This window comes from Myxococcus sp. CA039A (assembly GCF_013336645.1).
Classification (GTDB): Bacteria; Myxococcota; Myxococcia; order Myxococcales; family Myxococcaceae; genus Myxococcus; species Myxococcus llanfairpwllgwyngyllgogerychwyrndrobwllllantysiliogogogochensis.
In genome coordinates this window covers 1-11,707 of sequence record NZ_JABUMQ010000018.1, presented here as the reverse complement: position 1 = coordinate 11,707, position 11,707 = coordinate 1, and the positions used below count along the sequence as shown (strand labels likewise).

The 11,707-nt window shown below is 68.7% G+C and carries 7 protein-coding genes; 3 read left to right on the top strand and 4 right to left on the bottom strand.

Translation table 11 applies throughout. From position 1 onward, the window contains the following. Positions 1 to 46: 46 nt before the first annotated feature. Complete coding sequence (locus tag HR086_RS04580) at positions 47 to 3,550, bottom strand: pyruvate carboxylase (protein ID WP_174464963.1); 3,504 nt, start codon at positions 3,548 to 3,550, stop codon at positions 47 to 49. A 124-nt stretch (positions 3,551 to 3,674) separates the two neighbouring features. On the opposite strand from HR086_RS04580, the gene HR086_RS04575 reads away from it, so the two are divergent. Then, positions 3,675 to 5,045, top strand: a complete 1,371-nt coding sequence (locus tag HR086_RS04575) for a cytochrome P450 (RefSeq protein WP_174486445.1) — start codon at positions 3,675 to 3,677, stop codon at positions 5,043 to 5,045. A gap of 10 nt (positions 5,046 to 5,055) precedes the next feature. Here the strand turns inward: HR086_RS04575 and HR086_RS04570 are convergent, their stop codons facing one another. After that, complete coding sequence (locus tag HR086_RS04570; RefSeq protein ID WP_174458328.1) at positions 5,056 to 6,321, bottom strand: MFS transporter; 1,266 nt, start codon at positions 6,319 to 6,321, stop codon at positions 5,056 to 5,058. A 281-nt stretch (positions 6,322 to 6,602) separates the two neighbouring features. On the opposite strand from HR086_RS04570, the gene HR086_RS04565 reads away from it, so the two are divergent. After that, positions 6,603 to 8,450 (top strand): SBBP repeat-containing protein, encoded by a 1,848-nt coding sequence (locus tag HR086_RS04565; RefSeq protein ID WP_141646525.1) that lies wholly within the window; start codon positions 6,603 to 6,605, stop codon positions 8,448 to 8,450. 43 nt (positions 8,451 to 8,493) lie between these two features. Here HR086_RS04565 and HR086_RS04560 read toward each other — a convergent pair whose 3' ends face one another. Both HR086_RS04560 and HR086_RS04555 read right to left on the bottom strand, forming a co-directional pair. Further along, entirely contained in the window at positions 8,494 to 9,933 is a 1,440-nt protein-coding gene (locus tag HR086_RS04560; RefSeq protein WP_174464962.1) for a FlgO family outer membrane protein, read from the bottom strand. Beyond that, positions 9,930 to 10,574 carry a CsgG/HfaB family protein gene (locus HR086_RS04555; protein WP_174458331.1) on the bottom strand — a complete coding sequence of 215 codons (645 nt, stop codon included), beginning with the start codon at positions 10,572 to 10,574 and terminating at the stop codon, positions 9,930 to 9,932. Before HR086_RS04555 ends, HR086_RS04560 begins: the two co-directional genes overlap by 4 nt. Positions 10,575 to 10,766: 192 nt before the next feature. Here HR086_RS04555 and HR086_RS49520 point away from each other — a divergent pair. Beyond that, positions 10,767 to 11,707: histidine kinase (locus HR086_RS49520; RefSeq protein ID WP_174464961.1), on the top strand; the 941-nt coding region annotated here is incomplete at its 3' end.

Sequence of the window (11,707 nt, the reverse complement as noted above, 5' to 3'; positions counted from 1 at the left end):
AAAGGCCGCGCCCACACTCAACGGCCGGCTGTTCCTTCTCGCGGCCCTACTGGAGCACCGCGAGCAGGTCTCCGCCCTGGACGGAGGCCTTCAGCGTCGTCGCCACCTCCGCGACGGTGCCCGCGCGAGGGGCGCGCACCACCGTCTCCATCTTCATCGCCTCCAGCGTGACGAGCGGCGCACCCGCGTCCACCTTGGCCCCCGCCTTGATGTGCACGGCGATGACCGTGCCCGGCATGCTCGCGGCGACGTGGTTGGGATTGGCGCGGTCTGCCTGACGGCGCGACTCCACGCGAGCCGCGCGGCTGCGGTCCCTCACCTGCACCGTGCGGTTGTGGCCGTTGAGCGCGAAGTAGACGGTGCGCAGGCCGTCCTCGTCCGGCTCGCCCACCGCGGACAGGCTGATGACCAGCGTCTTGCCCGGCTCCAGGTCCACCCAGATCTCCTGGCCCACCTCCATGCCGTAGAAGTAGTTGGGCGTGTCGAGGATGGAGACGTCCTCGTAGCGCGCGGCATCGTCCAGGTAGCCCGCCATGACGCGCGGGTAGAGCGCGCTGGAGATGGCGTCCACGCGCGACAGCGGCTGGCCTGTCTTCTTCGACAGCTCGGCGCGCAGGGCCTCCAGGTCCAACGCGGGGAGGCTCGCGGACGGGCGGCCTTCCACGCGCGGCAGGCCCTTGAGCACCGCGGCGCGCAGATCCTCGGGGAAGCCGTTGGGCGGCTGGCCCAGCTCGCCCCGGAAGTAGCCCACCACGCTGGAGGGGAAGTCCAACCGGGGCGCCTCCGCGATGAGCTTCACGTGCGTCAGCGTGGCGGCCTCCGCCAGCGTGGGCGCGCGCACCATCAGGTCGTTCTTCAGGAGGAAGATGGCGAAGTCGCCCACCATCTTCGACGACGGCGTCACCTTGGGGATGTCACCCACCAGCACGTTGACCAGCGCGAAGGCGTCCTTCACGTCGTTCCATCGGCTGAGCAGGCCCATCTCCGCGACCTGCGGCCGGAGGTTGGAGTACTGACCGCCCGGAATCTCGTGGTAGTAGACCTCGCTCGTCGTGCTCTTGAGGCCGCTTTCGAAGGGGGCGTAGTACTCGCGCACGTCCTCCCAGTAGTTGGCGAGCGGCTGCAGCCGTGCGTTGGCCAGGCCCGTCTCACGCGGATGGCCGCGCAGGGCGCTCACCAGCGCGTTGAGGCTGGGCTGACTGGTGAGGCCCGCCATGCTGCCCAGGGCCACGTCGACGATGTGGACCCCGTGCTCGATGGCCTCCAGGTAGCTGGCGATGCCATTGCCCGCGGTGTCGTGCATGTGCAGGTGGATGGGCAGCTTCGTCACCTCGCGCAGCCGGTCCATCAGCATGGCCGCCGCGCGCGGACGCAACAGGCCCGCCATGTCCTTGATGCACAGGAAGTGCGCGCCCGAGTCCTCGATGCGCTTCGCCAGGTCCGCGTAGTAGTCGAGCGTGTACTTCTTGCGCTTGGGGTTCGCGACGTCGCCCGTGTAGCAGATGGCCACCTCGGCCACCTTGCCCGTCTTGATCACACGGCGGATGGACACGTCCATGCTGCCCAGGTCGTTGAGGCTGTCGAAGATGCGGAAGACGTCCACGCCCGCCTCGGCCGCCTCGTCGATGAACGCCTCCACCACGTTGTTCGGATAGCTGGTGTAGCCCACGGCGTTGGCGCCACGCAGCAGCATCTGGAGCAGCAGGTTGGGCGCTGCGGCCTTCAGCGCCCGCAGCCGGGCCCACGGGTCCTCGTTGAGGAAGCGGTACGCGGTGTCGAACGTCGCGCCGCCCCAGCTCTCCAGGCTGAACAGGTCCGACGCCAGGTGCGCCGTGGCGGGGGCCACCCGCAGCACGTCCCGGGTGCGCATGCGCGTCGCCAGCAGCGACTGGTGCGCGTCCCGCATCGTCGTGTCCGTCAGCAGCACGCGCTTCTGCGCGAGCACCCACTCGGCCAGTCCCCGAGGACCCTTCTCCGCGAGAATCTGCGCGGTGCCTCGGGGCGGAGGGCCGGGAGGCGCCACCGGCAGGCGCGGCTCCATGAACTGCGTGGGCTTGAGCCGCTGGTGGCTCTTGATGGTGGGGTGGCCGTTGACGATGACCTCGGCCAGGTAGGTGAGCAGCTTGCTGGCGCGGTCTCTCCGGGGCGCCAGATGGAACAGCTCCGGCGTCTCGTCGATGAAGCGCGTGTACGTCTTGCCCGCCTGGAAGTCGGGGTGGTGCAGCACGTTCTCCAGGAACGGGAGGTTCGTCTTCACGCCTCGGATGCGGAACTCGCGCAGGGCGCGCTGGCCCTTCATCACCGCGCCCTGGAAGGTGGGCGCGTAGGCAATGACCTTCACCAGCATGGAGTCGTAGAACGGGGAGATGTGCGCGTTGGTGTAGCCGTTCGAGCCATCCAGGCGGATGCCGAAGCCGGTGGCCGCGCGCCAGGCGGTGATGACTCCCGCGTCCGGCATGAAGTTGTTGGACGGGTCCTCCGTGGTGACGCGCAGCTGTACCGCGAAGCCTCGTGGCTGGATGGACTCCTGCGAGGGGATGCCCACCTCGGGCGAGTTCAGCGCGTGGCCCTCCGCGATGCGAATCTGGCTCTGCACCAGGTCCACGCCCGTCACCTGCTCCGTGACGGTGTGCTCCACCTGGAGTCGTGCGTTGCACTCGATGAAGTAGAAGTGGTCGTCGCCGACGAGGAACTCCGCCGTGCCCGCGCTGCTGTAGCCCGCCTCCCTCGCCAGCCGCACCGCCGCGTCGCAGATGGCGTGCTTGAGCGCCGGGGCCAGGTTGGGCGCGGGAGCGATCTCGATGACCTTCTGGTGCCGCCGCTGCACCGAGCAGTCGCGCTCGTGCAGGTGGACCAGCTGCCCATGCAGGTCTCCGAGCAGCTGCACCTCGATGTGTCGCACCCGCTCCAGGAACTTCTCCAGGAACACGGCCGAGGAGCCAAAGGCGCTCTTCGCCTCCGAGCGCGCCGAGGCGAGCGCCGCCTCCAGCTCCTTCTCCTCGCGCACCACGCGCATGCCGCGCCCGCCGCCGCCGTGGGCCGCCTTCACGAGCACCGGACCGCCGTGCGTGGAGAAGAACTCCCGCGCGCGGGCCAGTACCTGGGCGTCGTCACCCTCCAGCGTCGTGCCCGGCACGGTGGGCACGCCGACCTGCTGGGCGAGCGCCTTGGCGGCGACCTTGTCTCCCATGGTCCGCACGACCGCGGAGCGGGGGCCGATGAAGCGGATGCCCCGGCGCTCGCAGGCCTCGGCGAAGTCGGCGTTCTCCGACAGGAAGCCGTAGCCCGGGTGGATGGCGTCCACCCCGGCTCGCTCCGCCACGTCGAGGATTTCGTCGATGCCCAGGTAGGCTTCCACGGGGCGCTTGCCGTGACCGACCCGGTAGGCCTCATCGGCCTTGTGGCGGTGCTCATGCGTCCGGTCCTCGTCGCTGTAGATGGCGACGGTGCGGATGCCAAGCTCGTTGCAGGCGCGAAACACGCGGATGGCGATCTCACCGCGGTTGGCGCACAGCACTTTCTGGATGGGTCGGATGGGGGCGGAAGCCATGGCTGGGTAGAGGGGATAGGGCTCTTCCCCCTCCCAGCGCAACTGGCCCGTTTCGGGACGTCGGTTTCAAGTCAGTGCATGGCGGTCTTGACGGTGCGGAGCCGACCGGAACAAATCGGGGGTCATGGACACCTCTGCTCCTTCGCCCTCCGTGCGCCGCAAGGCCGGCCCTCGGGGATTGCCCGTGCTGGGTAGCTTTTTTCCCATGCTCCAAGAGCCGTTGGCCCTGGCCAACAAGCTCCACGCCGAATACGGCGACGTGTCCCTGGTTCGCGTCTACGGCTACCCCATCGCGTTCCTGAGGAACCCGGTGGACGTGAAGCGGGTGCTCATCGACGAGCCCCTGGTCTTCCCCAAACCGCGCATCGTCAATCCCTTCAATGGCAACGGGCTCACCGTGAGCCAGGGGGACGTCTGGAAGCGGCAGCGACACATGGTTCAGCCCATGTTTCACAAGGAGAAGGTCCGGCAGTGGGCGGGCATCTTCAGCGACGAGCTGTCCAAGGGCGTGCGGCGGTGGTCCGACCTGGGCGCCAGGGGCGAGTCCTTCGACATGTACACGGAGGCGGCCCGCCTGATGTTCGGGGTGATGTGGCGCACGTGCTTCGATGAGACGCCCCGCGAGGAGTTCTTCGCGAGCATCATGGATGCCATCGACGTGTTCGGTCGTCGGCGAGGGCCCTGGGGCACGCTGTACTTCAAGCTGCTGCCCCGGCTCGACCCGAACCCCGAGCGGATAGGCACGGCGCTGTGGCTCATCAACGGGTGGATCTACGCGCGGCTCTCCCGGCGGCGCGAGCGGGGGACGCAGGACGGAGACATCACCCTGCTGTCCGCGCTCGTGGAGGCGCGGGCCCGGGACACCAGCGAGCCGATGGAGGACAAGCAGGTGCGCGACGAAATCGTCAACCTCTTCGGCGCCAGCTTCGAGATGATCGCCACCTCCCTGACGTGGGCCGTGCACGCGTGTACGCAGCACCCGGAGGTGACGCGCGCCATCCGCGAGGAGGTGAGCTCGGTCTGTGGCAGCGAGCCGCCGAAGTACGAGGACGTGGCGAAGCTGACGTATACGAACCGCGTCGTGCAGGAGATCAATCGGCTGAACCCGCCCGCGTGGACCATCCTCCGGGAGACGGCGGGCGAGGTGGAGGTGGGCGGGGTGCTCCTGCCCAAGGGCACCCAGCTCCTCATGTGCCCGTACGCCATCCACCGGCACCCGGACCACTGGAAGGACGCGGACACGTTCGACCCGGACCGCTTCCTGCCGGAGCGCATGACGGGAATGCACAAGTGCGCCTACGTGCCCTTCGGGGCCGGCCAGCGCATCTGCGTGGGCCAGCACATGTCCCAGGTGGACACGGTGCAGACGCTGGCCACGCTGCTCCAGCAGTGCGACGTGGAGTACCTGGGGAAGAACCCCGTGGAGTGGCAGACGCGGCTGACCTTCGTGCCCAAGCGGGGAATGCCCATGCGGGTGAGCGCCCGCAAGGGCTGACGCCGGCCCTTCAGGAGGGCTGGGAGCGCGCGGCGGCCTCGGTGGCCGCGTCCGGCCCGGCCTCCTCGAAGTCGAGGTCGCGGTGGAAGGTCTCTTCGATTCGCGTGAGCGCGATCAGCGCGAGTCCGAAGCAGATGCTGCCCACGGTGATGGCCGCCATGGGCACGGAGATGTAGCCCTTGAGGACGGCGAAGCCGCTGGCGGCAATCGCGGCGGAGCCCCGGACGAAGTTGGGCACCGTCGTCGCCACCGTGCCGCGGATGTTGGTGCCGAACTGCTCGGCCGCCATCGTCACCAGCACCGCCCAGTAGCCCACCATGATGCCGATGAGGAAGCTGAGGAGGTACACCGTCGTGCTGGTGAGCCCGGGCACCAGCCCGTAGACGAGCATCAGCAGGAAGCCACCCACCAGGTTCAGCGCCACCGCGCGCTTGCGGCTCTTGAGCCACTGGCTGAACAGGCCGGCGAGCAGGTCGCCAATCGTCAGGCCGATGGAGCCATAGAGGATGGCGTTGCCCGCCGTGACGGTGCCCTGCACGTTGAGCCCCGCCGTCAGCTCCGGCGCGAAGGTGAAGAGGATGCCGGTGGTGAAGTAGATGGGGACGCCAATCAGGATGCAGCAGATGTACTTGAGGAACCGGCCCCCCTGGAGCAGCAGGAAGGGGTTGGCGCGCGACGGGTCCGTCTTCTTGGTGAACAGCTCCGACTCGGAGACCTTGAAGCGGGCGAACAGCAGCGCCAGTCCCATGATGCCGCCGGTGAAGTAGGCCGTCTTCCAGTGCAGGTGCTGGCCCACGAAGGCCGCCGCCACGATTCCCAGCATGCCGAGCGTCGCGACGATGGTGGTGCCCAGGCCGCGCTTCTCCTTGGGGAGCGACTCGGCGACCAGGGTGATTGCCGCGCCCAGCTCGCCCGCAAGGCCCACGCCGCCCAGGAAGCGGAACACCGCGTAGCTCGTCACGTCCCAGGCGAACGCGTTGGCCAGGTTCGCGAACGAGTAGAGCAGGATGGAGCCGAACATCACCGACAGCCGGCCGCGCTTGTCGGCGAGCACGCCCCACAAGAGGCCGCCCACCATCATCCCCACCATCTGGCAGTTGTAGATGAGGATGCCCTTCGACAGCACCTCCTCCGGACTGGTGATGCCGATGTCCCGGAGCGACGCGGCGCGCACCACGCCGAACAGCGTGATGTCGAAGAGGTCGACGAAGTAACCGAGCCCGGCCACCAGCACCGTCAGGTTCAGGACCGAGCGCAGCTCACGCAGGAATTTCATGGGCGCGATTCAATGGGTTTGGTTCGTCGCGAGCAAGACCGATTCTTTCGACGCAGCGCGTGCAACACGGGCTGGCTTGCAATGCGCCGGAAAATATGAACCGTGATTCAGGTCTCATCCCCGGGTGAGGCGGTTTCGTCCCTCGCCAGGGCGGTTTCGTCACATCCCGCGCCAGAGGTCGCCCCGGGGTCGGTATCTCCCTGGTCCACCGAGGGCCTGGAGTCACGGGGCCGCCGGATGGCCGCGCGCACCTTCGCGCTCGCGGAACGAGGGGAGACACCATGAGATTCTTGAACGCGGTACGAGGGATGTTCCTGGCGAGCGCGCTGGCGCTCGTGGGCTGCCAGGGTGGGGAGCCGGGCGAGGATGCCCCGACGGACGCTCCGGGGAGCCAGGAGCAGCAGCTCACCAACTGCACCAGCCTGGTGCCGGTGATGACGAGCAACTCGGCGCCCTCGGGCTTCGTCACGAGTTCGGGCGTGTACGGCTCGAATCCGGCCGCCTACGAGCCCTGGAAGGCGTTCGACAACGCCACCACCTTCTGGCTCTCCACGGCCAACCAGACGCCCGCATGGCTGGGGTACGAGTTCGGCAGTGGCGTGATGAAGACGGTGCGCCGCTACGCCATCTCCTACTCCAACGGCTCCATCACCACGCGGTCCCCGAAGAACTGGACGCTGGAGGGCTCCAACGGCAGCACCTGGGTGGTGGTGGACACGCGCACGAACGTGACGGGCTGGACCAACGAGCGGCGCGAGTACGACGTGGCCCACCCCGGTCAGTACAAGAAGTACCGGCTGAACGTGTCGGACGACAACGACAACCGCGCGGGCATCGTCGTCCTGTCCATTGGTCGGCTGGAGCTGTACCAGTGTGACGCGTTCCCCACGGTGGTGGACCTGTGGACGAAGACGTCCGGCGCCCCGGGTGGCTTCACCCGCATCCATGACCTGGCCGGCGACCCGGCGGGGCGTACGTACTCCACGGGCATGACGACGGTGGGCGTGGAGGGGCAGCCCATGGCCGGATTGATGGACGGCTTCCTCACGGCCCGCGACTGGAACGGCAACCTCCAGTTCCACAAGCAGCTCGGCGTGGCGGGCACTGTCACCCTGGGCTACGGCATCGCGCGCAACCGGTCGTTCGAGGAGATCTACGTCGCGGGCTTCACGGATGGCGCCCTGCCGGGCGCGACGAGCAGCGGGGGCCGGGACGCGTTCATCACCCGCTACCGCTACACCGGCGTGTTTGGCTGGACGCGGCAGATTGGCCTGGCGGGAGCGCAGACGGAGGGCTACGGCGTGTCGCTCGACTCGGCGGACAACGCCTTCCTGGTGGGCTCCACCAACGGCAACCTGGATGGCAACGTGCGCACCGGTAACTACGATGCGTTCGTCACCAAGTACAACGCGACGGGCGTGAAGCAGTGGACGCGCCTGTTGGGCGTGGCGGGGAAGTCGACCCATGCGCGGCGGGCCTCCGCCGACAACTCCGGCAACGTCTACGTCTCCGGCTGGACGGACGGCAACCTGGACGGCCAGACGCTGACCGGGCCTCAGGACGCCTTCATCACCAAGTACGACGCGGACGGCGTGAAGCAGTGGACGCGGCTGGCGGGTGCTCCCGCCACGGCCGTGTGGCTCTACGGCTCCACGCTGGATGCGAACGGCAACGTGTACCTGACGGGCTACAGCGGCGGTGGCATGGATGGCGTGCCCAACGTCACCCCGGCCATCGACGTCTTCATCGCGCGGTTCAACCCGGCGGGTGTCAAGCAGTGGGTGTGGGAGCTGGACTCGGGCTCTGGCTCGTGGGGCATGGGCATCTTCGCCCATGACGACGGCATCTACGTGACGGGAGGCGGGGTGGCGGACGTGACGCAGACGACCGACACCACGGGCGGCATGGTCCACAACTACGTGGCGAAGGTGGACTTCTCCGGCACGCTCCAGTGGATCAAGCAGCAGCCCACCGCGGTGCTCAACGGCGTGGAGAAGGATGTGCGCAGCATGGGTGTCGTGGTGGACCAGAACGACAACATGTACGTCGGCGGCTACCTGGACGGGAACTTCGAGGGCAACACGCTGCAGGGTGCCCCCGACTCGTTCCTGACGAAGATCGCCCCGTAGCCAGGGCACTGGAGGCGCGGCACGCCGGACAGGTGCCGCGCCTTCATTCCTCGTCGCTGGCGCGGATGTTGACCACGAGGACGCGCGCGACACTGGCCTGTTCCCCATTGGGGTCGATGGCGCGGTAGGCGGCCAGCCGCTCACGTGCTTCGTTGTAGCGGCGCAGGCGGACGAGGGCGGCAATCTCTGCTTCGCGTGCGTTCCTGGCGTAGGTCTTCTCGATGGCGGAGGCTCCGCCTCCCCACGTTTCGTAGAACGCCCGGCAGGCCACCAGGGTCTGGGCATTCACGTGATGGGTGGCGGGCTTGAAGCAGCGGTTGTAGTCGCGCTCCATCCGCACGGAGACGGTGGGCTGGCCCTTCCGCTCGAGCTCCTCGATGCGCCGGGCGAAGAGGAGTTCCTCGGTCGCCAGCCCCTCGATCATCGCCTTGTGGGATTGCTCGTTGGCGGCGCGGGCCAGGGCGGAGGCTCGCATCATGGAGTCGACGCCGTCTGCCATCAGGCTCTGGGGATAGGTCCGCAGGAAGGTGTCACCGGCGTCCCGCGCGGCGTCCAATTGATCGAGCTTGCCGAGCGCGATGATGCGAAACCACAAGGCCGTCTCGGCTGGGAGGCGAAGTTGATACAGCGGAAGCCCCAGCGGCAGGACCCGCTCGGTGTCCTGGACCAGCGTGCGCCAGCGGCCCCGGATGTAGTTCGCGTCCAACAACCGCAACGCGGCCGAGGAGCGCTCCTCGGAGGCGCGTTGGGGGTCCAGCATCATGGCCCGCAGCTCCGCGTCGGCGGCCTCGCGACCGGGGGTGGCGCGCAGGGCGTGCTCGGCAAGCCGCTTCTCCAGACGAGAGAGCTCTTCTCGGGCGTACTCGAAGCTCGGGCTGCCCGCCAACGTCGCGCGAAGAAGCCACGCGCGCTCGTCCTCGGTGGGGGCCTGGAGTGCCCGACCATAGGTCTCCAGGGCCAGCACCGCTTCTCTCCCCGAGGGACGCTTCGCGCGCGGCTTCACCGGCGAGCCGATCAGCCGGGCCGCCACCTGGTCCTGCAGCGAGAAGATGCGGTCCACGGGGCCCGTGACTTTCGCCGTGTCCAGCACGACGCCGGTCTCCACGTCGATGAAGCGCGCGTTGATGCGCACCTGTTGCTCCGCGCGCTGGATGCTGCCCAGCACGACGGTGCGGGCTCCGACGAGGCGGCCCACGCGGACCGCTGTCGACTCCGTGGACTGCTTTCGCTCCTGGAGGTCCAGCTCGGCGAGGGCGGCGTCGAGCTGCTCGCGCTCCACCAATTGGATGCGTCCGCTGGCGCGCAGGTCGGAGATGAGCGTCTCCGTCATGCCACGCGCGAGCCAGTCCAGCGAGGTGTCCGTGTTGAGGTTGCGGAACGGCATCACCGCCGCGGGCCCTGGCGGAGGCTTCGCGGGTGCCGCCGCGTGCGCCAGGTGGGAGCACAGGAAGAGGAGCAGCAGCAGCGCGTGTGGGGCCTTCATGGTCTCAGCCTCGCGGGCAGGCGGGGCAGCAGCGCGCGCACCTCGGCGGTGAGCGCGTCCTGGACCTCGAAGGGCTTGCTCGCGGGCCCCTCCACGCGCGCCGTGTCGAGTACTTCACCGGTCTCCACGTGGACGAACCTCGCGGAGATGCGCAGCACGGCGCCCGCTTGCTGGAAGCCGCCGAGCACCACCACCTCCGCGCCGACGATGCGACCCAGGCGGGCCCGGGTCTCCGGGTCCACCCGCGCGCCCTGCGTGAAGTCCTGCTCCTCCATCGGGAGGTCCAACTGCCCGCGCTCGATGAGTCGCATCCCGGGTTGGTGGCCCACGTCGGTGACCACTGCTTCGGACAGGGCCAGTTCGAGGGGCGTGAGTGAGGTGTCTCCACTCAGGTTGCGGAACTTCAACACGCAGACCCGCACGGGACCCGTGGGGGCGGGAGGCGGAGGCTCGCGCGCCGGCGCGGTGTTCCCGGTCGGGGTGGCGGTGAGGGGGGGCGTGGTGCTGGGACGGAGCAGGAACGCGGCCACGCCGGGGACGGCGAGTCCCAGGGCGATGAGCAAGGCCGTGCCGATACCCGTGACACGGAGCCCTCGCGCGGCCTGGCTCGGAGGAGGGGCGGTGTCGGGTGTGTCGTCCAATGCGTACAGAGTGCCGGCGCGCACATGGGAGGACGGTGGAGACGGCGGGCGTGTTTCATCGGGCTCGTGGCCCGGAGTGGTCCTGTTCACGGAGCGCGAGCAGCATAGCCGAAGCACGTGTTTCGCTTCGCGGGGGGCTCTCGAAACCAGGCGCTTCCGCTACGCTGCGTCACCGTGGCCGCGAGGGATGCCGTGAACCAGGGGGAGGCGCCGGACGCGCGAGCCCCGACGCGTGTCCTGTCCCCTCGGCGCGTGTGGATGTTCGGCATGGGCGCGGGATTGCTCGCCGCGCTGCCTCATGCGGTGGGCGCGTATGCACACGAGCCTCGGGACTTTGGCTTCAAGCTGGCGCTGGCGATGGTGCCCTACAGCGTCTGGGCGCTCCTGGGGCCTCTCATCCTGGCCACTTTTCGCCGTGTAACGCGCGATGCGACTCCTGGGGTTCGCGAGGTGGGGCCGCTCATCGCCATCGGGAGTGGCTTCGTCCTGGTGCATGCGCTCCTGCTCGCCCTGGTGCGCTCCGGGCTCGAACAGTGGGCCGCCCGGGGCGTGGCGTTCAGCGAGGGGCTGCGAGCGCTCCTTCTGGAGCGGGGAGCGCTGGGATATTTTGAGTACCTGCTGTTTCTCGCGGCCTGGGCGGCGCTGAACGCGGTCCGTCGGGCGCGGGAGCGGGAGCTGGCGGAGTCCCGGTTGATGGCGCGGCTGGCCGAGTCCCGCCTCCAGTCCCTGCGCGCGCAGTTGGATCCACACTTCCTCTTCAACACGCTGAACGCTGTCGTCGGGTTGGTTCGCCAGTCGCGCAACCCGGAGGCCGTGGAGGCGCTCGTGGAGCTGGGGGATTTGCTGCGGGCCAGTCTGGAAGGACGCGGGGACCACGAGGTGCCGCTGTCCGAGGAACTGGAGCTGGTCCGCCGCTACCTGGGCATCGAGCAGCTTCGCTTCGGTGGACGGCTGGAGTCCCACCTGGAGCCGGAGCCAGAGACGTTGATGGCTCGGGTTCCCGCGCTCGTCCTCCAGCCACTCGTCGAGAACGCCATCAAGCATGGGACTTCGCGGCGTGCGTCTCGAGGGAACGTGTGGGTGCGAACCTGGCGCCGGGGGGACAGGCTGGTGCTCGAGGTGCGGGATGATGG